The organism is Pseudonocardia sp. (assembly GCF_050246655.1).
In the GTDB taxonomy this organism is placed as follows: Bacteria; Actinomycetota; Actinomycetes; order Mycobacteriales; family Pseudonocardiaceae; genus Pseudonocardia.
This window is the reverse complement of record NZ_JBFWVQ010000004.1, coordinates 41,752-67,181: the sequence shown is the minus strand read 5'-3', so window position 1 is coordinate 67,181 and position 25,430 is coordinate 41,752. Positions and strand designations below refer to the sequence as shown.

The 25,430-nt window shown below is 72.0% G+C and carries 21 protein-coding genes, 1 tRNA gene and 1 pseudogene; 20 read left to right on the top strand and 3 right to left on the bottom strand.

Annotation, left to right across the window (positions count from 1 at the left end):
- Positions 1-519 precede the first annotated feature (519 nt).
- Positions 520-1,458 carry a tetratricopeptide repeat protein gene (locus AB7J25_RS02535; protein ID WP_428504678.1) on the top strand — a complete coding sequence of 313 codons (939 nt, stop codon included), beginning with the start codon at positions 520-522 and terminating at the stop codon, positions 1,456-1,458.
- Positions 1,458-2,366: pseudogene (locus AB7J25_RS02530) on the top strand (glycosyltransferase family 87 protein); the annotation flags it as partial. The gene AB7J25_RS02535 and the pseudogene AB7J25_RS02530, both read left to right, overlap by 1 nt.
- Positions 2,367-2,656: 290 nt before the next feature.
- On the opposite strand, the gene glgB reads toward AB7J25_RS02530, so the two are convergent.
- Positions 2,657-4,783: a 1,4-alpha-glucan branching protein GlgB gene (gene glgB, locus AB7J25_RS02525; protein WP_428504676.1), complete on the bottom strand. Its 2,127-nt coding sequence runs from the start codon at positions 4,781-4,783 to the stop codon at positions 2,657-2,659.
- Positions 4,784-5,214: 431 nt separating this feature from the next.
- Here glgB and tig point away from each other — a divergent pair, with 431 nt between their 5' ends.
- From tig to AB7J25_RS02500, 5 genes are all read left to right on the top strand, one after another.
- Positions 5,215-6,750, top strand: a complete 1,536-nt coding sequence (gene tig, locus AB7J25_RS02520) for a trigger factor (RefSeq protein WP_428504541.1) — start codon at positions 5,215-5,217, stop codon at positions 6,748-6,750.
- 216 nt (positions 6,751-6,966) lie between these two features.
- Positions 6,967-7,578 carry a ClpP family protease gene (locus tag AB7J25_RS02515; RefSeq protein ID WP_428504674.1) on the top strand — a complete coding sequence of 204 codons (612 nt, stop codon included), beginning with the start codon at positions 6,967-6,969 and terminating at the stop codon, positions 7,576-7,578.
- Positions 7,575-8,204 (top strand): ATP-dependent Clp protease proteolytic subunit, encoded by a 630-nt coding sequence (locus AB7J25_RS02510; RefSeq protein ID WP_428504539.1) that lies wholly within the window; start codon positions 7,575-7,577, stop codon positions 8,202-8,204. The genes AB7J25_RS02515 and AB7J25_RS02510 overlap by 4 nt, the downstream gene beginning before the upstream one ends.
- A gap of 229 nt (positions 8,205-8,433) precedes the next feature.
- A complete protein-coding gene (gene clpX / locus AB7J25_RS02505; protein ID WP_428504537.1) occupies positions 8,434-9,711 on the top strand; it encodes an ATP-dependent Clp protease ATP-binding subunit ClpX in 1,278 nt (425 codons plus the stop codon).
- Between the two features lie 26 nt (positions 9,712-9,737).
- Positions 9,738-9,986 (top strand): DUF6457 domain-containing protein, encoded by a 249-nt coding sequence (locus AB7J25_RS02500; RefSeq protein ID WP_428504535.1) that lies wholly within the window; start codon positions 9,738-9,740, stop codon positions 9,984-9,986.
- A 22-nt stretch (positions 9,987-10,008) separates the two neighbouring features.
- Here AB7J25_RS02500 and AB7J25_RS02495 read toward each other — a convergent pair whose 3' ends face one another.
- Positions 10,009-10,431: a PPOX class F420-dependent oxidoreductase gene (locus AB7J25_RS02495; RefSeq protein ID WP_428504533.1), complete on the bottom strand. Its 423-nt coding sequence runs from the start codon at positions 10,429-10,431 to the stop codon at positions 10,009-10,011.
- Positions 10,432-10,493: 62 nt separating this feature from the next.
- On the opposite strand from AB7J25_RS02495, the gene AB7J25_RS02490 reads away from it, so the two are divergent.
- The 7 genes from AB7J25_RS02490 (at position 10,494) to AB7J25_RS02460 (ending at position 17,881) form a co-directional block, all read left to right on the top strand.
- On the top strand, positions 10,494-10,862 hold the full coding sequence (locus AB7J25_RS02490; protein ID WP_428504531.1) for an MmcQ/YjbR family DNA-binding protein: 369 nt from the start codon (positions 10,494-10,496) through the stop codon (positions 10,860-10,862).
- Complete coding sequence (locus AB7J25_RS02485) at positions 10,859-11,551, top strand: hypothetical protein (RefSeq protein WP_428504529.1); 693 nt, start codon at positions 10,859-10,861, stop codon at positions 11,549-11,551. Before AB7J25_RS02490 ends, AB7J25_RS02485 begins: the two co-directional genes overlap by 4 nt.
- A gap of 98 nt (positions 11,552-11,649) precedes the next feature.
- Positions 11,650-14,349: a valine--tRNA ligase gene (locus AB7J25_RS02480; protein ID WP_428504527.1), complete on the top strand. Its 2,700-nt coding sequence runs from the start codon at positions 11,650-11,652 to the stop codon at positions 14,347-14,349.
- Positions 14,343-15,836: a bifunctional folylpolyglutamate synthase/dihydrofolate synthase gene (locus AB7J25_RS02475; RefSeq protein ID WP_428504672.1), complete on the top strand. Its 1,494-nt coding sequence runs from the start codon at positions 14,343-14,345 to the stop codon at positions 15,834-15,836. The genes AB7J25_RS02480 and AB7J25_RS02475 overlap by 7 nt, the downstream gene beginning before the upstream one ends.
- A gap of 109 nt (positions 15,837-15,945) precedes the next feature.
- Entirely contained in the window at positions 15,946-16,296 is a 351-nt protein-coding gene (locus AB7J25_RS02470) for a DUF4233 domain-containing protein (RefSeq protein ID WP_428504525.1), read from the top strand.
- Positions 16,293-17,270, top strand: a complete 978-nt coding sequence (locus AB7J25_RS02465; RefSeq protein ID WP_428504523.1) for an endonuclease/exonuclease/phosphatase family protein — start codon at positions 16,293-16,295, stop codon at positions 17,268-17,270. Before AB7J25_RS02470 ends, AB7J25_RS02465 begins: the two co-directional genes overlap by 4 nt.
- A 56-nt stretch (positions 17,271-17,326) precedes the next feature.
- Positions 17,327-17,881, top strand: a complete 555-nt coding sequence (locus AB7J25_RS02460; protein WP_428504520.1) for a DM13 domain-containing protein — start codon at positions 17,327-17,329, stop codon at positions 17,879-17,881.
- 921 nt (positions 17,882-18,802) lie between these two features.
- On the opposite strand, the gene AB7J25_RS02455 is transcribed toward AB7J25_RS02460, so the two are convergent.
- Positions 18,803-18,875: transfer RNA gene (locus AB7J25_RS02455), tRNA-Leu, on the bottom strand.
- Between the two features lie 115 nt (positions 18,876-18,990).
- On the opposite strand from AB7J25_RS02455, the gene AB7J25_RS02450 reads away from it, so the two are divergent.
- The 6 genes from AB7J25_RS02450 (at position 18,991) to AB7J25_RS02425 (ending at position 25,424) form a co-directional block, all read left to right on the top strand.
- Positions 18,991-19,617: an ANTAR domain-containing response regulator gene (locus AB7J25_RS02450; RefSeq protein WP_428504518.1), complete on the top strand. Its 627-nt coding sequence runs from the start codon at positions 18,991-18,993 to the stop codon at positions 19,615-19,617.
- 259 nt (positions 19,618-19,876) lie between these two features.
- On the top strand, positions 19,877-21,109 hold the full coding sequence (locus AB7J25_RS02445) for a branched-chain amino acid ABC transporter substrate-binding protein (protein ID WP_428504516.1): 1,233 nt from the start codon (positions 19,877-19,879) through the stop codon (positions 21,107-21,109).
- A 52-nt stretch (positions 21,110-21,161) separates the two neighbouring features.
- Positions 21,162-22,133: a branched-chain amino acid ABC transporter permease gene (locus AB7J25_RS02440; protein WP_428504514.1), complete on the top strand. Its 972-nt coding sequence runs from the start codon at positions 21,162-21,164 to the stop codon at positions 22,131-22,133.
- Complete coding sequence (locus AB7J25_RS02435) at positions 22,130-23,878, top strand: branched-chain amino acid ABC transporter permease (RefSeq protein WP_428504512.1); 1,749 nt, start codon at positions 22,130-22,132, stop codon at positions 23,876-23,878. The genes AB7J25_RS02440 and AB7J25_RS02435 overlap by 4 nt, the downstream gene beginning before the upstream one ends.
- Positions 23,875-24,702, top strand: coding sequence for an ABC transporter ATP-binding protein (locus tag AB7J25_RS02430; protein WP_428504510.1), 828 nt, complete (start codon positions 23,875-23,877; stop codon positions 24,700-24,702). Before AB7J25_RS02435 ends, AB7J25_RS02430 begins: the two co-directional genes overlap by 4 nt.
- Entirely contained in the window at positions 24,699-25,424 is a 726-nt protein-coding gene (locus AB7J25_RS02425) for an ABC transporter ATP-binding protein (RefSeq protein WP_428504509.1), read from the top strand. Before AB7J25_RS02430 ends, AB7J25_RS02425 begins: the two co-directional genes overlap by 4 nt.
- The last annotated feature ends 6 nt before the right edge of the window (positions 25,425-25,430 follow it).

Sequence of the window (25,430 nt, the reverse complement as noted above, 5' to 3'; positions counted from 1 at the left end):
GCGGGGAACGTGCTCGGAGGCGCGATCTCACGTGATCGCGCCGGCGTACCGATCAACGACTGCCGCGGTCCGCCGATGCTCCGCCGGTCCGGTGATGCTGTCGCGACGCAGTGTCCGACGGTCGGGGCCGTCCGACGCCGATGATCCGCCGTACGGTGGACGGGCCGCTCGCGCGAGCCACGAGAGGAGCAGCAGGGCAGGACCGAACGAGACCGGGGCACGCCGGGGGTGGACGGGTCATCCGGGGCCGGCAGGTGCGTCGGGTCGTCGCGCCGGGCCGGGTTGGGCCGGTCCGGTCTGCCGAGCAGCCACCCTTCGCAGGGCTCGAACACGCCTTGCACGGTCTGCAGCATCTGCGTGGCGTACCGCGAGTCTGCGAGGACTTCCGTGAGGACCGCTGCGAGGACTTCTGCGGGGACCTCGCCACCTGTGAGGCGGCGTGGTCGGACGTGCCAGGATGGTCGCGTGACTCGTCCCGATCCCCGTCAGGCTGCCCAGACGGCCGCGCTGTCGCGTGCCATGGCCGGCGCGGTCGACCTGTCCGCGCTGAAGGCTCGCGCCGAGGCGGCCGGCAGGCCCGGTCCGGCCGGCGCGCCCGCGCAGAGCGCTCCTCCCGGGTCGGCGAGCGCGGCGGGCGACGGCCGCTTCGTCGTCGACGTCACCGAGCAGACGTTCCAGGCCGAGGTCCTGGAGCGGTCGCTGCAGGTCCCGGTCGTCGTCGACCTGTGGGCCACGTGGTGTGGTCCGTGCAAGCAGCTCTCGCCGGTGCTGGAGCGGCTGGCCGCCGCGGGCAACGGCGCCTGGGTCCTCGCCAAGATCGACGTCGACGCGAACCCGCGGATCTCGCAGGCGTTCGGCGTGCAGTCGATCCCGATGGTGGTCGCCGTGGTCGGCGGCCAGCCGGTGGACGCCTTCAACGGCGCGATGCCCGAACCTCAGGTCCGCGAGTGGATCAGTCGGCTGCTGGATGCCCTGCGCGACCGGATGCCGGCGATCCGCGAGGCCGAGGAGGGCGGCAGTGCCCCCGCCGAGGTGGAGGAGGAGCCGGAGGACCCGCGCTTCGCCGCCGCCGAGGAGGCCCTGGAACAGGGCGACTACGACGGCGCGGAGGCGTTCTACCAGGCCATCCTCGCCCAGGAGCCGGCCAACGAGCAGGCGCAGGCCGCGATCGCCCAGGTGCGGTTCCTGGAGCGGGCCGAATCGGCCGATCCGGACGCCCCCGCCCGTGCGGACGCGGACCCGGACGACGTGGACGCGCAGCTCGCCGCCGCGGACACCGAGCTCGCGCTGGACCGGGTGGACGCGGCGTTCGCCCGCCTTGTCGCCGCCGTGGCGCGCACCGCGGGGGCCGACCGCGACCGGGTGCGCGAGCACCTCGTAGGCCTGTTCGAGTTGTTCCCGCCCGACGACCAGCGCGTCACGGCGGCCCGGCGCGCGCTGGCCCGCGCGCTGTTCTGATGGGGTCGCTCCGCACGCCGGAAACGGAGCGGGGCGCACCGGTGCGCCCCGGCGTCGCCGGGTTGTCGGCCGCGATGGTCCCCGCCGTGGTTCCGGCACTGGCCGCGGCGGTGGCGGTCGCGGCACTGGCGGCGACACTGCTGCTGCACGTCCGGCACCCCGATGCACTGGTCACGCTGCTGCCGTCGACGGACATGTACGAGCTGCACGTCGACTTCGACACGTTCTGGCAGTCCGCCGTCGCACTCGTGCAGGGCGCCGATCTCTACGACACCCCGGCGAAGCTCACGAACCTCAACCCGCCTGTGCTGACGGTGCTGCTGGTGCCGTTCGCCGCGCTGGACGCGCTCACCGCGTACCGGCTGTTCGCCGTGCTGACGCTCGTGATGGTCGCGTTCGCGATGGTGGCGGTCGCCCGGGAGCTGCGTCTGGGTCCGTGGGTGTCGGCGGCCACGGTGGCGGCGGTGCTGGCCTCGTCACCGCTGCACGGCACGCTCGTCCTCGGCCAGATCTACGGGTTGCTGCTGGTGGGGCTGGTGGCGGGCTGGATCGCCGAGCGGCGGGGGCATCCGGTGCTCGCCGCGTGCTGCTACGGGCTGACGGTCGCGCTCAAGCCCTCGCTCGCGCCGATCCTGCTCCTGGCGCTGGCGCAGCGGCGGTGGGTGCCGCTGCGGGCGGGCCTGCTCACCGCCGCGGGCGCGACACTCGCCGGGCTGCTGCTGGCGGGGCCCGCCGCGACGTGGGAGTGGTTCGCGATCGCGCTCACCGAGGCGGTGCCGGGGGTCGAGGCGAACGCGTCGCTGCCGGGGCTCGCGGCCCGGTTCGGGGTGCCGACGGCGGTGGGCAGCGCCATGGGCCTGCTGCTGCTGGCCGGGACGCTGCTCTGGTGCGCGCGACACCGTCGCGAGATCGACCCGGCCGGCACGGCGCCGTGGGCGGTGCTCGCGGCGGCACTGCTGTTCTCGCCGATCGCGTGGCACAACTACCTGCTGCTGCTGATGCCCGGTGCGCTCGTCGTGGCCGCGCAGGGGCGCCGCCTGGTGGCGGCGGCCCTGCTGGCGGCGTCGCTGGTGCCGGTGTCGTGGGGTGCCGAGTGGGCTCCCGACGAGGCGGTCCCGCTGTCGCTGTACTCGGCGATCCTGCTCGGGTGGTGGCTCGTGCTGCTCGCCACCGCCCGCAGCGGTGTTCACAGCGGTGCTCAGCCGCCCTCGGGGACCAGCCAGAGCACCCCCGCCGGGGGCAGGCGCAGCGTCGCCGAGGCGGACCGCCCGTGCCAGGAGGCGTTCTCCGCGACCACCACACCGAGGTTCCCGACACCCGAACCGCCGTAGATGCCGGCATCGGTGTTGACGACCTCGCGCCACCGGCCGGGGAACGGCAGCCCGACGCGATAGTGCTCGTGTGGGCGTCCGGAGAAGTTCGCGATGCAGGCGAGCACGGTCTCGCGCCCGTCCGCGTCCGCTCCGTGGCGCAGGAAGCTGAGCACGTTGTTGGCGGCGTCGTTCGCGTCGATCCAGGAGAAGCCCTCGGGGCCGACGTCGCGGCTCCACAGCGCGGAGTGGCTGCGGTAGGCGCGGTTGAGGTCGCCGACGAGCGACCTGATCCCGGCGTGCAGCGGGTTCTCGAGCAGCCACCAGTCCAGCGACCGCGACTCCGACCACTCCTGCACCTGGCCGAGCTCGCCGCCCATGAAGAGCAACTGCTTGCCCGGATGAGCCCACATGTAGGCGAGCAGGGCACGCAGGTTCGCGGCCTTGTTCCAGTCGTCGCCGGGCATGCGCGTCCACAGGGAGCCCTTGCCGTGCACGACCTCGTCGTGCGACAGCGGCAGCACGAAGTTCTCGCTGAAGGCGTACATGAGCGAGAACGTCATCTGGTTGTGGTGGAAGGAGCGGTGCACGGGGTCGCGCCCGGCGTAGTCCAGCGTGTCGTGCATCCAGCCCATGTTCCACTTGAACCCGAAGCCGAGCCCGCCGAGATGGGTGGGCCGGGTGACACCGGGCCACGCGGTGGACTCCTCCGCGATCGTGACGACGCCGGGGTGGCGCTTGTAGACGGTGGCGTTCATCTCCTGCAGGAACGCCACGGCGTCGAGGTTCTCGCGGCCGCCGTGGACGTTCGGCAGCCATTGGCCGTCCGCTCGGGAGTAGTCCAGGTAGAGCATGGAGGCGACCGCGTCGACCCGCAGGCCGTCCACGTGGTACTCGTCGATCCAGTAGAGGGCGTTCGCGACCAGGAAGTTGCGCACCTCCGTGCGGCCGAAGTCGAACACGAGCGTGCCCCAGTCCGGCTGCTCGCCGCGGCGCGGATCGGCATGCTCGTAGAGCGGCGTGCCGTCGAAGCGGGCGAGCGCCCACTCGTCGCGGGGGAAGTGCGCGGGCACCCAGTCCACGATGATGCCGTAGCCGGCCTGGTGGAGGCGGTCCACGAAGTAGCGGAAGTCGTCCGGGGTGCCGAACCGCGACGTCGGCGCGAAGTACGAGGTGACCTGGTAGCCCCAGGAGCCGCCGAAGGGATGCTCGGCGACGGGGAGCAGCTCGACGTGGGTGAACGCCGTCTCGTCGAGGTAGTCGATGAGCTGATCGGCGAGCTCGCGGTAGCCCAGCCCCTGGCGCCAGGACCCGATGTGGACCTCGTAGATGCTCATGGGTTCGGCGTGCCAGGCCCGGGCGGCCCGCGCCTGCATCCACGTCTCGTCGCCCCACTCGTGGTGGGACTCCCAGACCACGGACGCGGTGGCGGGCGGGAGCTCGGTGGCGAAGGCGAGGGGATCGGCCTTGTCGCGCCACCGGCCGTCGCGGCCGAGGATCCGGAACTTGTAGCGGGTGCCCGAGCCGATGGCCGGGACGAACAGCTCCCAGACGCCGGTGGTGCCGAGCACCCGCATGGGGTGCGCCCAGCCGCTCCAGCCGTCGAAGTCCCCGGTGACGCGCACGCCCTGCGCGGTGGGCGCCCACACGGCGAAGCTCGTGCCGGTGACCGGGCCAGCCGGGGTGTCGTAGGTGCGCACGTGGGCGCCGAGGGCCTCCCAGAGGCGCTCGTGGCGGCCCTCCGAGATCAGGTGCAGGTCCACCTCGCCGAGGGTGGGCAGCCAGCGGTACGGGTCGTCGACGACGTCGACGCGCCCGCCGTAGCGCACGGCCAGCCGGTAGTCCGACGGCGGCCCGGGGACGACACCGGAGAACAGGCCCGAATCGTGGACGCGGACGAGCGGGTGGCGCTCCTCCTGCGGGGTGCCGGCGCCGCGCACGACGTGCACCTCGTCGGCGTGCGGGCGCAGGACGCGCACGACGGTGCCGTCCGGGTGGCTGTGCGCTCCGAGCACGGAGTGCGGGTCGTGGTGCGCGCCGCCGAGGAGGCGCTCGACGGTCTGCCGGTCCGGGGGGCAGGGATCGACGGGGCCCTCGGCGCCGACCTCGGCGGCAGCGCCGTCGGCGGGCTCGTCGAGGGTCCGGCTCGACCGTGTCCTGGTGTCGTCGGTAGCCACCGGGCAACCCTAGGCCTGTTGCAGGGTGGGCGCCTCCGAGGCGTGCCGCGCCGGGCCCGCGACGATGCACGGACGTCGGGCGTCGGATCGTCGGCGGTCTCGCCTAGACTCGCGGGGAAGTCCGGTCGCCCACCGTCCGTGCGGGCCGCACGCCCCGCGGCAGCGGCGGCGCCGTGCTCGCCCGATGCAGCTCCTCGCCCGCCCAGTGCGGCCCGGAGCCGCACCCGGCACCGAACCAGCACGAACCAGTCTTCCTGAGGAGTCCCACCGTGAAGAGCACCGTCGAGCGCCTGAGCCCGACGCGCGTCCGGATCAACGTCGAGGTGCCCTTCGACGAGCTCAAGCCGGATTTCGACCGCGCCTACAAGAAGATCGCAAAGCAGGTCAAGATCCCGGGCTTCCGGCCCGGCAAGGCGCCGGCCCGGATCCTGGAGGCCCGCCTGGGCCGCGACGTCGTGCTGGACGAGGTCGTGAACGGCGCGATTCCCACGAAGTACTCGGAGGCCGTCACCGCCGACGAGAGTGTCACCCCGATCGGCCGCCCGGACATCGAGGTCACCGAGATCGCGGACGGTGAGCGGCTCGCGTTCACCGCCGAGGTGGACGTGCGCCCGGAGATCACGCTGCCGGACCTGGACTCGCTCACCGTCACGGTCGACGCGGGCGACGTCACGGACGAGCAGGTCACCGAGCAGCTGGACAACCTGCGCGCCCGGTTCGGCACGCTCACCGGCGTCGAGCGGTCCGCGCAGTCGGGCGACTTCGTCCAGATCGACCTGTCGGCCACCGTCGACGGCGAGGCCGTGGACGAGGCCCAGACGTCCGGGTTCTCCTACCAGGTCGGCCAGGGCGGGCTGATCGACGGCATCGACGAGGCGATCACCGGCCTGTCGGCGGGGGAGTCGACGACCTTCACCACGCAGCTCGTCGCGGGCGAGCACGAGGGCCGCGACGCCGAGGTCACCGTGGCGGTCACCGCGGTGAAGGAGCGGTCGCTGCCGGAGGCTGACGACGAGTTCGCGCAGCTCGCCAGCGAGTTCGACACCCTGGACGAGCTCGTCGAGGACCTGCGCCGCAGGCTCGCCGACGTCAAGCGGATGGAGCAGGCCACCCAGGCGCGGGACAAGGTGCTCGAGGCGATCCTCGACGCCACCGAGGTGCCGCTGCCGGAGAGCGTCGTCGCGAACGAGGTGGAGCAGGCCACGCACAGCGCCATCCACTCGCTCGACCACGACGAGGGACGCTTCGCCGAGGTGCTCGAGGCGCAGGGCAAAACGCGCGAGGAGTTCGACGCGGAGGTCCGCGAGGACGCCGAGCGCTCGGTGCGGGCCCGGCTGGTGCTGGACGCGCTGGCCGACGCCGAGGAGGTCTCGGTGAGCGAGCAGGAGCTCACCGAGCGGATCGTCTACCAGGCGCAGCAGTACCAGATGCCGCCGGAGGAGTTCGTCCGCCGGATCCAGGAGGCGGGCCAGCTCGGCGCCATCTACTCCGACGTGCGGCGCAGCAAGGCGCTGATCACGGCGGTGCGGGCGGCCACGGTCACCGACGCGGCCGGGACCGCGGTGGATCTCTCCGACCTGCTCGGGGAGGACGAGGGGCCGGCTGCGGACGTCGCTGACCTCGCGGACGAGACGGACACCGCTGACATCGCGGACGAGACGGACGCAGCGGACGAGACGGACGCAGCGGACGAGACGGACACCGCGGACGAGGCGGGCGACGTCGTCGACACGGCGGCCGACACCGCCGGGGACGCGGAGCCGGCCGCGGACGCCGGGACGTCGAAGGCCGCCGCCACCACCTGACGAGGGCCGCCCGCCGGTCCGGGGCCATGCCCAGAGCGAACACGACGGGCCGAGCGCGTACGCGGCCCGGCCGCGCGCGTAGGGTCGACCGGGACGGGCTCGGACGGGCCGACCCACCACTTTCGACACGTCACGGGGCCGCAGGAACGCCGCGAGCCCACGCGAGCAGACCAGCAAAGGCAGGAACCACACGTGAACCCTTCGATCGGGGCGGTCATGCGGCGGGGCGGTGCGCCCGCGTCGATGACGCTGTCCGACTCGGTGTACGAGCGGCTTCTCCAGCAGCGGATCATCGTGCTCGGCCAGCAGGTCGACGACGACATCGCCAATCGGATCGCCGCGCAGATGCTCCTGCTGTCGGCCGAGGACCCGACCGCGGACATCTCGCTGTACATCAACTCGCCGGGTGGCTCGGTCACCGCGGGGATGGCCATCTTCGACACGATGGAGTTCATCGAGTGCGACGTGGCCACCTACGCGATGGGCCTGGCCGCGTCCATGGGGCAGTTCCTGCTCTCCGCAGGCGCCCGGGGCAAGCGCTACGCGCTGCCGCACTGCCAGATCCTCATGCACCAGCCGTCGGCGGGCGTGGGCGGCACGGAGTCCGACATCGCCATCCAGGCGGAGCTGTTCCGCCGGCACAAGCGTGAGATGGCCGAGCTGATCGCCTCGCACACCGGGCAGACCGTGGAGCGGATCACCGCGGACTTCGACCGGGACCGGTGGTTCTCGGCGCAGGAGGCCCTCGAGTACGGCTTCGTGGACCACGTGATCTCCCGCGCCGGCCAGCTGCCGGACGCGACCTCCCAGAACGGACACGGCCGATGACCGGTTACCAGCCACCGCAGTCGCGGTACGTCCTGCCCTCGTTCGTCGAGCGCACCAGCTACGGGGTCAAGGAGTCCAACCCGTACAACAAGCTGTTCGAGGAGCGCATCATCTTCCTCGGCGTGCAGATCGACGACGCGTCCGCCAACGACGTCATGGCGCAGCTGCTGTGCCTGGAGTCGGCGGACCCGGACCGCGAGATCAGCATGTACATCAACTCGCCGGGCGGGTCGTTCACGTCGCTCATGGCGATCTACGACACCATGCAGTTCATCCGGCCCGACATCCAGACGGTGTGCCTGGGCCAGGCCGCGTCCGCGGCCGCGGTGCTGCTGGCGGCGGGCACGCCGGGCAGGCGGCTCGCGGTGCAGAACGCCCGCATCCTGATCCACCAGCCGGCCACCGAGGGCTTCTACGGCCAGGTGTCGGACCTGGAGATCCAGGCCGCGGAGATCACCCGCATGCGCAGGCTGCTGGAGACGACGCTCGCCAAGCACGCGGGGCGCACTCCGGAGCAGGTGCACGACGACATCGAGCGCGACCGGATCCTCACGGCCGAGGAGGCCAAGGAGTACGGCATCATCGACGAGATCATCCAGAGCCGCAAGCTGTCGGCGGTGCCCTAGCTCGACGCGACGACGATCTGAACGACGACGATGTGCACGACGAGGATGTGAACATCGACGTCACGGTGCCGGGCCGACGGGGGCCCGGCACCGACCGCCCGCCGACACTTCCGAACTGGGGCCTGCGGATGCTCCCCGGCGGACAGGTTCGACGGGTACCGTCACGAGGTACGCGCCCCCCGGTTCCTCCGGACGGGTCAGCGTCAGATGGGATCAGGGGTCTGCACTCATGGCACGCATCGGTGACGGCGGTGACCTGCTCAAGTGCTCGTTCTGTGGCAAGAGCCAGAAGCAGGTCAAGAAACTGATCGCCGGCCCCGGCGTCTACATCTGCGACGAGTGCATCGATCTGTGCAACGAGATCATCGAGGAGGAGCTGGCGGAGGCCGGTGAGGTCAAGCTCGACGAGCTGCCGAAGCCCGCCGAGATCCACGACTTCCTCGACCAGTACGTCGTGGGCCAGTCCGAGACCAAGCGCACGCTCTCGGTTGCGGTCTACAACCACTACAAGCGCATCCAGGCGGGCGACAAGGGCCGCGGCGACGGCGACGGCGTGGAGCTCGCGAAGTCGAACATCCTCATGCTCGGTCCTACGGGCTGCGGTAAGACCTACCTGGCGCAGACGCTTGCGAAGCTGCTCAACGTCCCGTTCGCAATCGCGGACGCCACCGCCCTCACCGAGGCCGGGTACGTGGGCGAGGACGTCGAGAACATCCTGCTGAAGCTCATCCAGGCCGCCGACTACGACGTCAAGCGGGCCGAGACGGGCATCATCTACATCGACGAGGTCGACAAGATCGCCCGCAAGTCGGAGAACCCGTCGATCACCCGTGACGTCTCCGGTGAGGGCGTCCAGCAGGCGCTGCTGAAGATCCTCGAGGGCACCACCGCGTCGGTGCCGCCGCAGGGCGGGCGCAAGCATCCGCACCAGGAGTTCATCCAGATCGACACCACGAACGTGCTGTTCATCGTGGCGGGCGCGTTCGCGGGCCTGGAGAAGATCATCGGCGACCGGGTGGGCCGCCGGGGGCTCGGCTTCGGGGCCGAGATCCGGTCGCGTCGCGACGTCGAGGCGTCGGAGAGCTTCGCCGACACCATGCCCGAGGACCTCATCAAGTTCGGCCTCATCCCCGAGTTCATCGGCCGCCTGCCGGTGGTCGCCTCCGTCACCGCGCTGGACAAGGACGCGCTGGTGAAGATCCTCACCGAGCCTCGCAACGCGCTGGTGAAGCAGTACAAGAAGCTGTTCGAGATGGACGGCGTCGAGCTGGAGTTCACCGGCGACGCGCTGGAGGCCGTGGCGGACCAGGCGATCCTGCGCGGCACCGGGGCGCGCGGCCTGCGGGCGATCATGGAAGAGGTGCTCCTGCCGGTGATGTACGACATCCCGAGCCGCGACGACGTGGCCAAGGTCGTCATCAAGGAGCAGAACGTCCGCGAGAACGTCAACCCGACGATCGTGCCGCGCGTGCCGTCGCGTCGGGAGCGTCGCGACCGGTCCGCCTGAGGATCCACCCGACGATCATGAGCACGATGACGGAGTGGACCGCGGCCGTGTGCCGGGAGCTGGGCCTGCCCGAGTCGACCGACACCGCGGCGCTCACCGCGGTCGTCCTGGACATGACGAAGGACGTCGCGCACGAGGTGGCGCGCCCTGCGGCACCGGTGACGGCGTTCCTGGTCGGGCTCGCCGCCGGTGGTGCGGGCGGCGCGGCGGCGGTCCCGGAGCTCGCCGCCCGGGTGTCCGAGATGGCGCGCACCTGGTCCGCGCGCACCGACTGACCAGCGCCGCGGTAGGACGGGCTCAGCCCGACACGTCGAAGTTGGCGATGACCTTCGTCGGGCGCAGGCGCACCACGAGCTCGCCGGGCACCGCGTTGCGCCGCCCGAACTCGTCGGCACGCCCGGCACCCATGTAGCGGGCGGCGATCGCCGTGGCGGTCCGCAGCAGCTCGCCCGGATCCTCCGACACCTCGGCCACCCCCTGCACCTGCACGAACGCGTACGGCGGTTCCGGCACGTCGACGCACACGGCGAGCCGGGGATCGCGGGTGATCGCGCGGCCCTTCGCCGTCGTGGCGCCCGTGTTGAACACCAGGGCGTCCCCGTCCACCACGAACCACACCGGTGCGACGAGCGGGCGGCCGTCCGCTGCGGTGAAACCGAGCATCCCGGTGCGGGTGCCGGCGGAGAGGAACGTGCGGACCTCCGGGCTCAGACTCGTCACCGGACGCACTCTATGGCCCGCACCCGCTTGCCGCGCGGGCGTCCGGCGCCCACGATGTGGCCGTGGCGACCGCGATGGACCGGCTCGTTGACCTCGTCGCGCGGCTTCCGGAGACGCAGCGCGTGGACGTCGTCGAGTGGGGCGACCACCCGACGTTCCGGGTGCGGGACAAGACGTTCGTGTTCAGCTCCGCCGACGCCACCTCGATGACGGTGAAGCTCGCCCACGACGAGGCCGAGGCGGTGGTCGCCACCCGCGACGGCGCCACACCGGCCGGGTACGGGCTGGGCAGGCACGGCTGGGTCAACATCGTGGTCCCCGCTGCCCCGACCGACGAGGAGTGGGCGGAGATCGCGGAGTGGGTGGCGACGTCGTACCGCATGGTCGCGCCGAAGCGGCTGGCGAGGTTGCTCGACGAGCCGCCCGCGTGAGGACGGTCTGCGGCTGGGCTCGCCTGCTGGGCAGGCCGCTGCGTCGGCGGGCACCCGCGGTGCGCCCGGTGGCGTACGCGCGACCCGTCGCCGCCGGGCGCCCGCTGCTCTCGGGCGAGCCGGGGGAGCAGCGCCGGTCCGGATGCCGCCTCGACCAGGTCGACACCACGACCTGCGGCAGCGCCGTGCTGGTCGCGCTCGCGGCGTGGGCCGATCCGGCCGAGCTGGACCGCCTCGAGCTCGGGCAACTGTCCGGCGGGCGGGTGCGCGGCTTCGGTGAGCGCTACGACGAGCGCCAGCGCCAGGTCCACCGCCAGACCAACCGGTTCTGGCCGCGGGCGTTCGGCACCACGCCGTGGGCGATGGTGGCGTGGTTGCGCCGCAACGTCCCGGCGGCTGGCCGCTACCGGGTGCGGCTGGTCGACGACCTCGACGCCGCCGACGTGGCGTCGGTGCGGGCGCGGATCGACGCCGCCCTCGCCGCCGGGCGGCCGGTGCCGCTGCTCGTCGGTTCGACGGTGCCCCGCCACTATGTGCTGGCCGTGGGCCACCACGGCGGAGGCGAGTGGCGGATCTACGAGCCGACCGGCGGCGCCGTCCGCGTCGTCGATCCCGCACTGGCCGGCGGCCGGCGGCTCGGCACCGCGCTGGGTTGGGACCGCCTGCACGCGGCGCTCCTGCCCGCCTGATGCCCGGCCGACCGGCCCGGACGCCGCCGCTCGTAGGATGGAATGCCGTGGCACCCGTGCCCGCACCACCATCCCCGCACGACCGAGGACACCCCGACGTGACTGAGACCCTGCCGCCGCGCACCGATCTCCCCCGGCCTTCCCTGCCTGCGCAGTGGAACCCGGGCGAGGTAGAGGCCGGCATGTACGAGCGCTGGGTCCGGGCAGGGTATTTCGAGGCCGACCCGGAGAGCGGGAAGCCGCCGTTCTGCATCGTCATCCCGCCGCCCAACGTCACCGGCAGCCTGCACCTCGGCCACGCCATGGACCACACGCTGATCGACATCCTCACCCGGCGCCGCCGGATGCAGGGCTACGACGCGCTGTGGCTGCCCGGCATGGACCACGCGGGCATCGCCACGCAGAACGTCGTCGAGCGCCAGCTGGCCAAGGAGGAGGGCAGCTCGCGCCACGACCTCGGCCGCGACGTGTTCGTCGACCGCGTCTGGCAGTGGAAGGCCGAGTCCGGCGGCATGATCCTCGGCCAGATGCGCCGCCTCGGTGACGGCGTGGACTGGTCGCGAGAGCGGTTCACGCTGGACGACGGGCTGTCGGCCGCCGTCCAGACGATCTTCAAGCGGCTCTTCGACGACGACCTGATCTACCGCGCCGAGCGCATCATCAACTGGTGTCCGCGGTGCCACACGGCGCTGTCCGACATCGAGGTCGACCACGCCGAGGACGAGGGTGAGCTGGTCTCGATCCGCTACGGCGACGGTGACGACGCCGTCGTGGTCGCCACCACCCGCGTCGAGACGATGCTCGGCGACACCGCCGTCGCCGTGCACCCGGACGACGAGCGCTACGCGCATCTCGTCGGCCGCACCCTCCGGCTGCCGATCGTGGACCGGATGATCCCGGTGGTCGCCGACGAGCACGTCGACCCGTCCTTCGGCACCGGGGCCGTCAAGGTCACGCCGGCGCACGACCCGAACGACTTCGAGATCGGCCGCCGCCACGGTCTGCCGATGCCGTCGATCCTCGACGAGGGTGCGCACGTGGTGAACACGGGCACGCGCTTCGACGGGATGGACCGCTTCGCAGCGCGCGAGGCCGTCCGCGAGGAGCTGCGCGCGCAGGGCCGCATCGTCGCGGAGAAGCGGCCCTACCTGCACTCGGTCGGGCACTGCTCGCGCTGCGACACCGTCATCGAGCCGCGGCTGAGCCTGCAGTGGTTCGTCCGCGTGGGCCCGCTCGCGCAGGCCGCGGGGGACGCCGTGCGCGACGGGCGCACCACGGTCCATCCGATGGAGCTGGAGAAGCGCTACTTCGACTGGGTCGACAACATGCACGACTGGACGATCAGCCGGCAGCTGTGGTGGGGCCACCGCATCCCGGTCTGGTACGGCCCGCAGGGCGAGGTCGTCTGCGTCGGGCCGGGGGAGCGGCCGCCGTCGGGCGAGGGCTGGACGCAGGACCCGGACGTCCTCGACACCTGGTTCTCCTCGGGCCTGTGGCCGTTCTCCACGCTCGGCTGGCCGGACGACACCGCCGACCTTCGGCGCTACTACCCGACGTCGGTGCTGGTCACGGGCTACGACATCCTCTTCTTCTGGGTCGCCCGGATGATGATGCTCGGCCTCTACGCCATGGACGGGGCACCGCCGTTCACCGACGTCTACCTGCACGGGCTCATCCGCGACCAGTTCGGCAAGAAGATGTCGAAGTCGCGCGGCAACACGATCGACCCGCTGGAGCTGATCGACGAGTTCGGCGCGGACGCCCTGCGCTTCACCATCGCGCGGGGCTCGAACCCGGGCGCGGACATGGCGCTGTCCGCCGAGTGGGTCGCCGCCTCCCGCAACTTCACCACGAAGCTGTGGAACGCCACCCGTTTCGCGCTCGCCAACGGGGCGTCCCCGCACCTGCCGCTGCCCGGTTCCCCGACCGACGCCGACGCCTGGATCCTCGGACGCCTGCGCGAGGTCTGCGAGGAGGTCGACGCGCTGCTGGAGGACTTCCAGTTCGCGAAGGCGACGGAGGCGCTCTACCACTTCACGTGGGACGAGCTGTGCGACTGGTACCTGGAGCTCGCCAAGGCCCAGCTCGCCGACGGGGTCGACGCCGCCACGGCGGACGGCACCCGCGCGGTGCTCGGCCACGTCCTGGACGCCCTGCTGCGCCTGTGGCATCCGGTGATGCCGTTCGTCACCGAGGCGCTGTGGACCGCACTCACGGGCCGGGAGTCCGTCGTCGTCGCGGCGTGGCCGTCGGAGGCCGGGGCGGCACCGGACGCCGACGCGCAGGCGCGCGTCGCCGACCTGCAGAAGCTCATCACCGAGATCCGCCGCTTCCGCACCGAGCAGGGCCTGCCGGACCGCCGCCGGGTGGCCGCCCGGATCACGGGGCTGGACGCCGCCGGGACGGGCGCGGGCCCCGGCGGTACCCGCGCCGCGCTGCACACCCTCGTGCGGCTGGAGGAACCGGGGCCGGACTTCGTGGCCACCGCGACGGTCGAGGTGGCGCTGCCGGGCAGAGCCGACGGCGTCTCCGCGCAGGCAGGCGCGTCGGCGCGCACGGTGCACGTCGAGCTGGACACCTCGGGCGCGATCGACGTCGCCGCCGAGCGGGCCCGGCTGGGCCGCGACCTGGCCGCCGCGGAGAAGGAGCTCGCGCAGGCCGACCGCAAGCTCGGCAACCCGAAGTTCGTCGAGAAGGCGCCCGCCGAGGTGGTGGACGGCATCCGGGCACGGCGGGCCTCCGCCGCGGCGGACATCGAACGGGTCACCGCCCGGCTGGCGATGCTGCCGGCATCGTGAGCCGTCACGCCGGCGACGGGCCCGAGGGCGAGGGTGCGCTCCCCGATCCCGAGGATGCGGTGGTCGCGCACGTCCTGGACGCCATCCGGGGCGGCGAGTCGCCCGACGTCGTCCCGGCCGGGTCGTCGGTCGTGTCGTTCGCGGAGTTCCTCGCGGTCGAGGCGGAGCTGGACCGGCGCTGGCCGGAGTCGGTCATGCAGCCGTCCCTGGAGCGCATCACCGCGCTGGTGGAACTGCTCGGCGAGCCCCAGCGCGGCTACCCCGTCGTGCACCTCACGGGCACCAACGGCAAGACGTCCACCGCACGCATGCTGGACGCGCTGCTCACCGAGATCGGGCTGCGCACCGGCCGCTACACCAGCCCCCACCTGCAGCGCGCCACCGAGCGGATCAACGTCGACAACCGGCCGGTCACCCCGCAGCGCTACGTCGAGGTCTACCGCGACGTCGTCCCGTTCGTGGAGCTCGTGGACGGGCGCTCCCGGGAGCAGGGCGGCCCGGCGCTCAGCAAGTTCGAGGTGCTGACCGCCATGGCGTTCGCCGCGTTCGCCGACGCGCCGGTCGAGGCGGCGATCGTCGAGGTCGGGCTGGGCGGGCGTTGGGACGCCACGAACGTCGCGGACGGTGCCGTCGCGGTGATCGGCCCGGTCGGGCTGGACCACGCCGAGTACCTGGGCACGGACGTGCGTGGCATCGCCGCCGAGAAGGCGGGGATCATCAAGGCGGGCGCGGTCGCCGTGCTCGCGGCGCAGGAGCCCGCCGTCGCGCAGATCCTGCTCGAACGCTGCGTGGAGGTCGACGCGCAGGTGGCCCGCGCCGGCAGCGAGTTCTCCGTGGTGCACCGCGAGATCGCGGTCGGCGGGCAGCGCCTCACGGTGCGCGGCCTCTCCGGCACGTACGACGAGGTGTTCCTGCCCCTGCACGGCGAGCACCAGGCCGACAACGCCGCGCTCGCCCTCGCCGCCGCCGAGGCACTCGTCGGCGCCGGGCCGCGCCAGCCGCTCGACCCGCAGGCCGTGCACGCCGCGTTCGCCGGGGTCGTATCGCCGGGCCGCCTGGAGCGCGTCGCGGGCGGCGGGGGCGCGCCGGTGGTGCTCGTCGACGCCGCCCACAACCCGCACGGCGCCCGTGCGCTGGCCGCCGCGCTGCTCGGGGAGTTCCGGTTCACGCGGCTGATCGGCGTGCTCGCGGTCCTGCGGGACAAGGACGTCCGCGGCATCCTCACGGAGCTGGAGCCGGTGCTGCACGAGGTCGTCATCACCAGCAACGCCTCGCCACGGGCGATGGACCCGGACGAGCTGGCCGCGCTCGCCGTCGAGATCTTCGGCGCCGAGCGGGTCGTGGTCGAGCCGTCGCTCGGCGATGCCGTCGAGCAGGCCCGCGAGCTGGCCGAGGAGGGCGGTGAGTCCGGGGTCGGGGTCGTCGTCACCGGGTCGGTCGTCACCGCGGGGGAGGCCCGCACGCTGTTCGGCAAGGAGCCCGTGTGACCGCGAGGTACCGTCGAGAACGACGTTGCGCAGCCGAAACGGCCGTGTCGATCAGCAGAACGTCGTTCTCGACGGGGGGTGCCGTGTGAGTGCGCTGCCGCCGGATCCCATGAAGGGTATCCGCGGCGTCTTCGCCGCGACCCTGATCCTCGAGTCGATCGTCGTGTTGCTGTCGCTGCTCGTGCTCAGCAAGTTCGGCGAGGGAGCCACGGCGGGCGGCCTCACCGCGATCGTCGGTCTCGCGCTTGCGATGATCGTCGCGTCGGGGCTGCAGCGGCGCTCGTGGGGCCTCGCCCTGGCTCTCGCCCTGCAGGTGGCCATGATCGCCTGCGGGCTCCTCGTCCCCGTGCTGGGTGCGCTGGGCGTGGTGTTCGGGCTCGTGTGGATCGGGCTGCTGCTGTTCCGCCGCGAGGTCGCCCGCCGGATGGAGCGCGGCGAGCTGCCCAGCCAGCAACGGTGAGCCCCGTCCGGAGGTGGTGGCCCGCGGCGCTGTTCGGCGCCGTCGCGACGCCGGTGGTGCTCGCGCTCGGCGCCGTGCTGTGGGCACCTGCCGCCGGGCTGGACGTCCGCACCCCGCTCGCGCAGCTCGGCGCGTTCCGGCCGCAGATCGCGTTCGTGGCCTTCACCGCGGGCGTCTGCGCGGTGCTCGTCCCGTGGCGACCCGCCCGGATCGCCGGGCTGGCCTGCGCGCTCGTCGCGGCCAGCGCGGTGCCCCAGATCGCACCCCGGGCCGTCGCGGATCTCGCCGCAGGTCCCGCCGACCTCACCGTGCTGTCGGTCAACGTCTTCCTCAGCCAGGCCGATGCCGCCGCGGTGGCGCGGCTCGCGGTCGGCCACGAGGCGGACGTCGTCGCCCTGCCGGAGGGCAGCGCCCCCTTCGCCGCCGAGGTCGTCCGGCTCGCCGCCGCGGACGGCGTCGCCTACCTGTCCGAGACCGGCGGCCCGGACATGCCGGCGGACGGGGGCGGCCCGTTCCCGACCTCGATGCTCGTGCGTGCCGACCGCGCACCGCGCTTCGTGCCCGGCCCGCCCCTGCGCTACGGCACCGTCAGCGCCGTCGTCGGCCCGGTCACCGTCACCGCCGTCCACCCGACCGCCCCCGTCCCCGGGGCCGAGCAGGCCTGGCGGGACGACCATGCGCCGCTGGTTGCGGAGTGTGCCCGCGGCGGCCCGCTCCTGCTGGTCGGCGACTTCAACTCCACGCTCGACCAATCCCCGATGCGCGCGATCCTCGCCGCCGGCTGCCGCGATGCGGGCGAGATCGCCGGACGCGGCCTCGCGGGCACGTGGCCTGCGAGAACGGCCAGGCCGCTGCGCGTGCCGATCGACCACGTGCTGCTCACCCCGGGTGCCGGCGAGGTCACCGGCTACGCGCTGGTCGACGTCCCTCACACGGACCACCGCGGCCTTCTCGTCACGATCCGCACGCGTTAGTGATTCGTCACCGGAGGGCGGTGTTGTCAAGCCCGGGTAAAGGTCACCATGGACACATGAGAGAGCAGCCGACCGTCCGCCTCCGCACCCGGCGTCCGCTGCTGAGGCGGCGCTCCACGTGGGTGGCGCTCGGTGCGGCCCTCGTGGTGCTGCTCGCCGTGGCGCTGCCGATCTTCCAGCCCTGGAAGCTCTTCGTGGACCAGACCGTGGAGGAGGGCCTGCCCAGCACGGCCTCCGGAGCATCCGCGACGGAGCCGGTGGTCCTCGCGTCCGGGCAGCTCATCACCCACGAGCACGAGACCACCGGCACCGTCGAGGTGCTGCGCCTGCCCGACGGCTCACGCGTCGTGCGCCTGGAGGACCTGCGGACCAGCAACGGCCCGGCGCTCAAGGTGTGGATCACCGACGCGCCCGTCATCGAGGGCCTCGACGGGTGGAACGTCTTCGACGACGGCCGCTACGTCGACCTCGGCGACCTCAAGGGCAACATCGGCAGCTCCAACTACCCGCTGCCCGACGACGTCGACATCTCCCAGCTGAACAGCGTGAGCATCTGGTGCGACCGCTTCAACGTCTCCTTCGGTGCCGCAGAGCTGACCCCGGCCACCTGAGCCGGTCACCGTCTCGGCGCCTGATCTGCTCGGCGCGTCCGCGTGGTCCGGTGGTTGCGGGGCGGGGTTCGTGGCACGTGGTGGGGCGGTGAGGTCCGCCGAGGGTTGACCGCTGGTCGCTGCTGATCACCGTCGGTTCACCGTCGGACGCTGCTGGTCGCTGCTGTCGCGGCCATCGCGGCGTCCGTGCGGCAGATGACCGTTCGTCACGGGCCCTCGGCGGACGCTTCGCAGGGGGTGGGCACGGTTCGCAGGGGCTGCGGCGCCTGTGAGGCGTACCTTGGGGTCTGCGAGGTGCTGCGGGGCGCTCTGCGAGGTGGCCCTTGGGGTCTGGCGAGGTGCGGTTGGGGTCTGCGAACGGTGGCCGGGGTCTGCGAGGGCGGCCGGGCCTGGTTCCGGGGGCGCGCCGGTGGTCTGCGTCGGGGGCTTCACAAGGGGTGGGCACGGTTCGCAGGGGCTGCGGCGCCTGTGAGGCGTGGCTGGGGTCTGCGAGGTGCGGCTGGGGTCTGCGAGGTGCGGCTGGGCGCTCTGCGAGGAGCGCGATCCGGAGGGTGCGCCTCATTCTCCGGGGCGTGCTAGGGGAGCATGGAGTGGCTCGCCCTCGGTGCAGCCGCGACCCGCGGAACGACGCGGACCCGAGACGACGGCGCCGACGTCGCGGGCGGATGCCACGGCGATGCACGGTGATGTGGTCATCGCCGGCACAGGGCACCGGGCGAGCAGGCGTGGCCCTGTCCGTTCGGATCGGTACATCTGCACCGGAAGCGGAGATCCTGGGCACAGTGCCCTGGGGTGACGCGCACCGCTGACAGCTCCCCCCGACAGGGAGGACGCCGCGGACCGTGAGACCGCGCCCCCGGGCTGGCAGGCTTCGTCGACCGGCACCGGCCCGGATCATGGCCACCACCACGGACGTTGTCGTGCCCTCGGTGGGATTCGAACCCACACTGCATGGATTTTGAATCCATCGTCTCTGCCGTTGGACTACGAGGGCGCGGCGGGGCAACCCGTTGTGCGAGGTCGCACACCACGGGATCACACCGGAGCACCCAGCCTAGCCCGGTAGCCTGAACACCTCCGCCCGACCCGGACGAACGAGGAGACGCCCCGTGACCCAGCAGGTTTCGGACGAGACCGCCGCCGCGGACACCGCGGCCGGGGGCCTGCGCGTGCTGGTGGTGGAGGACGAGGCGCTGATCCGTCTCGACCTCACCGAGATGCTGCGCGAAGAGGGCTACGCCGTCGCGGGGGAGGCGGGCGACGGCGAGCAGGCCGTCGTCCTCGCCCGCGAGCTCAAGCCGGACCTCGTGATCATGGACGTGAAGATGCCGAAGGTGGACGGGATCGACGCCGCGGCGTCCATCGTCGAGGAGCGGATCGCGCCCGTCGTGATGCTCACCGCGTTCAGCCAGCGCGATCTCATCGAGCGTGCGCGCGACGCGGGCGCGATGGCCTACCTGGTGAAGCCCTTCGCACGCCACGAGCTCGTGCCGGCGATCGAGCTGGCGGTGTCGCGCTTCGCCGAGCGCCGCGCGCTGGAGGACGAGGTCGCGAACCTCAACGAGCGGCTGGAGACCCGCAAGCTCGTGGACCGGGCGAAGGGCCTGCTCATGTCGCGGCAGAACATGTCCGAGCCGGATGCGTTCCGCTGGATCCAGCGCACGGCGATGGACCGCCGCACGACCATGAAGGCCGTCGCCCAGGCCATCGTCGAGGGCCTCGCCGCCCCTGCCTGACCGGCACCGCAATCCGTTCGAGTCCGCATTGTGATCTTGCCGTGGTCGCGCCGTGTGCTCAGCGTGCCCGCACCTTCACGCATCGCTCGTTCGGGTTGCGGTCTGGTAAAGCTGGCGGCCTGCCCGCTGCGCACCGACGCGGCGGTGCCTTAGCGTCGCGACGCTCTCAGCAGGAGGGCTGGCCGACGCCATCTCCCTCACGAACGTCGGGTGAACGCCGAGCGTCGGCCGGGGCGACAGCAGGGAAGGAACCTTGAGGATGACTCGCAGGCGGACGGTCGCCGCGACCGCCGCGGTCCTGGCGGGCGCGCTGGTGCTCGCAGGCTGCGGCACGAACCGTACGGAATCCGGTGGTGCCGCAGGTGGATCGTGCGACACCAGCAAGGGCACGCTCGTCATCGGCATGATCGCCCCGCTGTCCGGCGGCCTCTCGGCACTGGGCCTCGGCATGCGCAACTCGGCCGATCTGGCGGTCAAGCAGGCCAACGAGCAGTGCACCGTGCCCGGCTACCGTCTCGCGTTCCAGCCCGAGGACGACCAGGCGACCCCGCAGGTCGCGAACCAGGCGGCCACGAAGCTCGCCTCGGACCCCAACGTCGTGGGCGTCGTCGGAACGCTGAACTCGTCGACAGCACAGACGGTGCAGCCGATCCTCGCGGGCAAGAGCATCGTCATGGTCTCGCCGGCGAACACGAACCCGACGCTGACGATCGGCCCGGACCCGGCCAACCCCGTGCGGCCGTTCCCGAACTACTTCCGTGTGGCCACCACCGACCTCATCCAGGGCCCGTTCGCCGCGCAGTACCTGGTCAAGACGGCCGGTAAGAAGAACATCGCGGTGATCGACGACGGCAAGACCTACGGTGCGCAGCTCGCCGCCGAGTTCGCCAAGCAGGCGCAGAAGGACGGCGCCACGATCGTCGCGCAGGAGAAGGTCGGCGAGAAGGACACGGACTTCTCCGGCGTGATCGCGACGATCAAGCCGCTGAATCCGGACGCCGTCTACTACGGCGGTGAGTACCCGCAGGCGGGTCCGCTGTCGGCGCAGCTGGCCGCCAACGGCCTGCCGGTGCCGCTGATGGGTGGCGACGGCATCTACGACGCCAAGTTCATCGAGCTGGGTGGCCGTCCGGGCGACCTCGCCACCAGCGTCGGCGCGCCCGCCGAGTCGCTGGCCAGCGCGAAGGCGTTCATCGACGCCTACAACGCCGCCGGCTACGCCGAGCCGTTCAGCGCGTACGGCGTGTTCACCTACGACTCCGCGAACGTGATCATCGACGGTCTCGCCAAGACCGTGGGGACCGGGACGTGGAGCGACGCGAGCCGCGCCACGCTGATCGAGAACGTCGGCAAGACCGATCTGGCCGGCGCCAGCGGCCCGCTCAAGTTCGACGAGTTCGGCGACACGACGAACAAGGTGCTCACCGTCTACACGGTCAAGGACGGCGACTGGGTTGCGGTGGAAGGCTCCACCGGCAGCTTCCAGGGCTAGTATCCGCATCCCCGCCGCTTTCCGGCGGCGGACGGCAACACGACGGGGGCGGGTGGAAAACCCGCCCCCGTCGGCGTGGAAGGGCGTCGACGTGCTGGCCACGTTCCTGCAACAGATCGTGAACGGCGTGGTGCTCGGCTCGCTGATCGGGCTGATCGCGCTGGGGTACACGATGGTCTACGGCATCATCCAGCTGATCAACTTCGCGCACGGAGAGATCTTCATGGTCGGCGCCTACGGGGGGCTCGCGACCTTCACCTACCTGCTGCCCACGGCGCTGGCACTGGAGTGGTACTACGTCCTGCCGCTGCTGCTGATCGGCGGCGCGCTGGTCTCCGCCGGGGTGGCGGTGCTGGTGGAGCGGCTGGCCTACCGGCCCCTGCGGGGCGCTCCCCGGCTCGCGCCGCTGATCACCGCCCTCGGCGTCTCGGTGTTCCTCCAGGAGGCGGTGCGGGTCTTCTACCCGAACGCCACCTCCGCCCTGCCCTTCCCGTCGATCTTCATCCCGGGCGGCGCCTCCATCCCGATCGGTGACGGCACCGTGTTCCTGCGCTGGTCGGGCGTCCTGCTCGTGGTGGTGTCGCTCGGTCTCGCGTACGCGCTCAACAGCTTCGTCGAGCGCTCCCGGATGGGCCGGGCGATGCGGGCGACCTCGCAGGACCGCGACATCGCGCGCCTGATGGGTATCGACCCGGACCGCGTTATCGTCCTGACGTTCCTGCTCGGCGGTGCGCTCGCCGGCGTGGGCGGCGTCCTCTACGGCGGGTACCTCAACAACATCAACATCGACATGGGCTTCCAGAACGGCATCTTCGCGTTCACCGCCGCCGTGCTCGGCGGCATCGGCAGCATCCGGGGTGCCGTCGTCGGAGGCCTGGCGATCGGGCTGGTGAAAGCCCTCGGGGGCCAGTACCTGCCCGGCGGCACCGCCTACGACTACGTCTGGATCTTCGTGGTCCTGATCGTGGTGCTGGTCTTCCGGCCACAGGGCTTCTTCGGCGAGACGGAAAGGGTGCGCGCATGACCGCCCGCACGACGAGTCCGGCCGAGCAGACGGCCGACCCCAGCGAGCCGCGCCGCCGGACACCACCGGTCTGGCTGATCCCCGCCGCCGGCGTGCTGACGATCGTCGGCTCGTACCTGCCGTGGGCGACGTTCGTACTGAACGAAGGCCCCTACCCGGAGCAGGCGACGCTCAACTTCTTCGTCGAGCCGTTCGGCGTCACCGGCTTCCGGCTCCAGCTGGTGCTGCTGGCGCTGGCCGCGATCGCCGTGGCGCTGCTCAAGCTGCCCGCGTACGGGCGGATCGTGAAGGCGCTCGGCTGGGGCGTCGTCGCGGTCAGCGTCGTGAACGGCCTCTACATCACCGTCGAGGGCGGTGGGCTGGGCGCGATCACCGTCAGCGGTGGTGCGGTGGCGTTCGGCTCGATCGTGGCGCTGCTCGGCGGGATCGCACTGATCTACGCCGGGTCGGCAGCAGGCCTGGAGCCGACGCCACGGCCGAAGTGGCGGCTGCCGGTCTGGATCGAGTACCTGATCCTGCTGGTCTCTTACGCGATCATGCTGCTGCTCGTGGCCGCGGTGCTCACCAGCGGCGGGCAGGGCGGTGTCGTCAACCCGTACTCGGGGGCGGTGTTCCTGTCCCTGCTCGCTGCGCTCGGCGGCACCTTCGCCGCGCTCTCGGCGTCCGGACTGCTCGCCTGGATCGCGGACGTCTCGGAACGCCACCGGGTCTTCAGCGTCATCGTGCTGCTCGGCGCGGCGCTGCTGCTCCCGCTGACCAGCGCGGGCACCGAGTACTGGATGACCGTAGCGACGAACATCGGCATCTACGCGGCCACCGCGATCGGGCTGAACATCGTCGTCGGCCTCGCCGGCCTGCTGGACCTGGGCTACGTCGCGTTCCTCGGCATCGGCGCGTTCGTCGCAGCCAACCTGTCCGGCGCGGCGGCCTCGCAGTTCGACATCCACCTGCCGTTCCTCGTGGTGATCGTGATCTGCGCGGTGGTCGCCGGCATCTTCGGCGGGATCGTCGGCTCGCCGACGCTGCGGGTGCGCGGGGACTACCTGGCCATCGTCACCCTGGCGTTCGGCGAGATCTTCGTCCGCAGCGCCCAGAACAACATCGGCGAGCTCACCGGCGGCGCCAACGCGATCCCCGGTATCCCCCCACTCCAGATGCTCGGCGTCCCGTTCAACGACCAGATCACGCTGGGTGCCGTGGAACTGCCCGCCGGGGTCATCTACTACATCATGATCGTGCTGCTGGTGGCCGCCGTCATGCTGGTGTTCGCCCACCTGAAGTACTCCCGGCTCGGCCGCTCCTGGATCGCGATCCGGGAGGACGAGGACGCGGCGCGCGCGATGGGCATCCGCACCGGGCAGGTCAAGATCCTCGCATTCGTGATCGGCGCGATGCTCGCCGGGGTCGCCGGGGCGTTCTTCGCCCACAAGGTCGCCACCGTCTCCTACGAGAGCTTCCGCTTCCTGGAGTCGGTCACGCTGCTCGCGGCCGTCATCCTCGGCGGCATGGGCACGATCCCCGGCGCCGTGCTGGGCGCGTCGCTGCTGTTCGTGCTGCCGGAGAAGCTGCGCGAGTTCTCCGAGTACCGGCTGCTGCTGTTCGGGCTCGCGCTCGTGCTGATCATGCGGTTCCGCCCGCAGGGCCTGGTCGCGGACCGCCACCGGCGCGCCGAGCTGGCTCCGGACCAACCACCACCCGGAGGCGTCGACGGGGCGGCCGCCGAACCGAAGGCGGGGACGTCGTGAGCGCGCTGCTGGAGGTCGACGGCGTCTCGATGGTGTTCGGCGGTCTACGCGCCCTCAGCGGGGTGTCGCTGAACCTGAACGAGGGCGAGATCATCGGCCTGATCGGGCCGAACGGGGCGGGCAAGACCACCCTGTTCAACTGCCTGACGGGGCTCTACAGCCCCACCGAGGGCACGGTGTCGCTGCGCGGCACGCGGTTGCCGGACGATCCGGCGCACGTCACCCAGCGCGGCGTCGCCCGCACGTTCCAGAACATCCGGCTGTTCCCGAGCATGACCGCCCAGGAGAACGTCCTCGTCGGCCGGGGGCTGCGGATGAAGCAGGGGCCGGTGTCGTCGCTCCTGCACGGTCCGCGGTTTCGCCGCAGCGAGGCCGAGGCAGCCCAGCGGGCGGAGGAGCTCCTCTCGTTCGTCGGGTTGCTGAGGTTCTCCGACGAGCTCGCGCGCAACCTGCCCTACGGCGACCAGCGGCGCCTGGAGATCGCGCGGGCGCTCGCCACCGAGCCGACGGTGCTCCTGCTGGACGAGCCGACCGCGGGCATGAACCCGCAGGAGACCGATGCGACGCGGCGGCTGCTGTTCGACATCCGCGACACCGGCGTCTCGATCATCGTCATCGAGCACGACACCAAGTTCATCTTCAGCCTCTGCGACCGCGTGCTGGTCCTCGTCCAGGGCGAGCTGCTCGTCGAGGGCAGCCCGGACGAGGTGCGCGGCGACCCGCGGGTGGTCGAGGCCTACCTGGGCGCGCCACCGGACGAGGTGGAGGCACAGCTGCACGCCGGTGGCGACCACGGCGGCACGACGGACGGAGGCTCCGCATGAGCCCGCTGCTCGAGGTGCGCGACCTCGCCGTCGCGTACGGGGCGATCAATGCCGTGTCGAAGGTGTCGTTCACCGTCGAATCCGGCCAGATCGTGTGCCTCATCGGCAGCAACGGCGCCGGGAAGACGACGACGTTGCGCACGATCTCCGGCCTGCTGCGCCCGGTCGCGGGCGAGATCCACTTCGACGGCCAGCGGATCGACCGGCTGCCGGCGCACGAGATCCTGGCCCGCGGCATCGCCCACTCCCCGGAGGGGCGGCGGCTCTTCGGTCGCATGACCGTCGAGGAGAACCTGCGGCTGGGTGCCTACACGCGCTCGGACGAGCCGGAGATCCGCAAGGACATGGACCGCGTCTACGAGCTGTTCACCGTCCTCGGTGAGCGCCGCCACCTGAAGGCGGGCCTGTTCTCCGGCGGTGAGCAGCAGATGCTCGCCATCGGGCGGGCCCTGATGTCGCGACCCCGGTTGCTGATGCTGGACGAGCCGTCGCTGGGGCTGTCGCCGATCATGACGCAGCGGATCTTCACGACGATCGCGGAGCTGCGCGCCGAGGGCACCACGGTGCTGCTCGTGGAGCAGAACGCATTGGCCGCCCTCGCCCAGTCCGACCACGGCTACGTGGTGGACCTGGGCCGCACGACGCTGTCGGGCACCGGCCAGGAGCTGCTCGCGGACCGCCGCGTGCAGGAGGCGTACCTCGGCGAGTCGGTCAGCGGCTGAGCCGCG

Excerpts from the sequence above, each read along its gene's own strand:
- AB7J25_RS02470 (WP_428504525.1), top strand. The coding sequence starts at position 15,946 with ATGAAGGGTATCCGCGGCGTCTTCGCCGCGACCCTGATCCTCGAGTCG.
- AB7J25_RS02425 (WP_428504509.1), top strand. The coding sequence starts at position 24,699 with ATGAGCCCGCTGCTCGAGGTGCGCGACCTCGCCGTCGCGTACGGGGCG.
- AB7J25_RS02515 (WP_428504674.1), top strand. The coding sequence starts at position 6,967 with ATGCGGCGGGGCGGTGCGCCCGCGTCGATGACGCTGTCCGACTCGGTG.
- AB7J25_RS02535 (WP_428504678.1), top strand. The coding sequence starts at position 520 with ATGGCCGGCGCGGTCGACCTGTCCGCGCTGAAGGCTCGCGCCGAGGCG.
- AB7J25_RS02510 (WP_428504539.1), top strand. The coding sequence starts at position 7,575 with ATGACCGGTTACCAGCCACCGCAGTCGCGGTACGTCCTGCCCTCGTTC.
- AB7J25_RS02460 (WP_428504520.1), top strand. The coding sequence starts at position 17,327 with ATGAGAGAGCAGCCGACCGTCCGCCTCCGCACCCGGCGTCCGCTGCTG.
- AB7J25_RS02445 (WP_428504516.1), top strand. The coding sequence starts at position 19,877 with ATGACTCGCAGGCGGACGGTCGCCGCGACCGCCGCGGTCCTGGCGGGC.
- AB7J25_RS02500 (WP_428504535.1), top strand. The coding sequence starts at position 9,738 with ATGACGGAGTGGACCGCGGCCGTGTGCCGGGAGCTGGGCCTGCCCGAG.
- AB7J25_RS02435 (WP_428504512.1), top strand. The coding sequence starts at position 22,130 with ATGACCGCCCGCACGACGAGTCCGGCCGAGCAGACGGCCGACCCCAGC.
- clpX (WP_428504537.1), top strand. The coding sequence starts at position 8,434 with ATGGCACGCATCGGTGACGGCGGTGACCTGCTCAAGTGCTCGTTCTGT.